Here is a 667-nt window from a genome sequence, read left to right as displayed (position 1 = left end):
TAAAAAAGGCACAAAAATATGGAAATGGCTTACTTTTAAGAGGGTTGAAAATGAGTAGATGGTATAGAATTGGAACAAAATTTGGTTTTATTACACCAATTGCAAACGCTTATGCTACCTAGATGTAAAAACTCAGAGTATAAATGACGGCACAAAGCACTACCGATATGGTAAAAATACGCTGAAGTTCAGGAAGAGCCAAAAGAGCGGCGAAGAAAACAAATGGACTGCTTTTTTATCTGTAAATTACGGCGTAGCAAGTAACATAGTTAATGTGTCTATATCTTCCTGATCGGGTGGAGATTGATGCAGTAGATCGCGTTTAATCCTAGTGATTACCTCCGACAATACCTCATCTGTATTAGGTTGAAGGCTATCCATTATAGCAAGCAGCGCATCAAGCGCGTCTCCGAGATTGCCATTATCTAGAGCGACATAAAAGCTAATCAGCAAAGAATCGGTTCCCAACACTTCTAATGCTTGTTGATTTTGCTTGGATTGATATTGATACAGCAAATCGGCATGTCGGTACAAAGCATCATCCAGTTCGGACTCCACTATTGGTTTAGCAATGATATGGTCAGCGCCTACGCCTAACATGCGCTCTTGGGTCTCTTTGAACACATCTGCAGTACAACCAAATATCAGTACCGACTTCGCAGCGCTG

Annotated in this window: 1 pseudogene; it reads right to left on the bottom strand. The window is 40.8% G+C overall.

From position 1 onward, the window contains the following. Positions 1-246: 246 nt before the first annotated feature. A pseudogene (locus R8N49_RS27675) lies at positions 247-667 on the bottom strand (histidine kinase); the annotation flags it as partial.

It is taken from the genome of Vibrio sp. 1978 (assembly GCF_033344345.1).
This window is presented reverse-complemented; position numbering and strand designations above follow the sequence as displayed.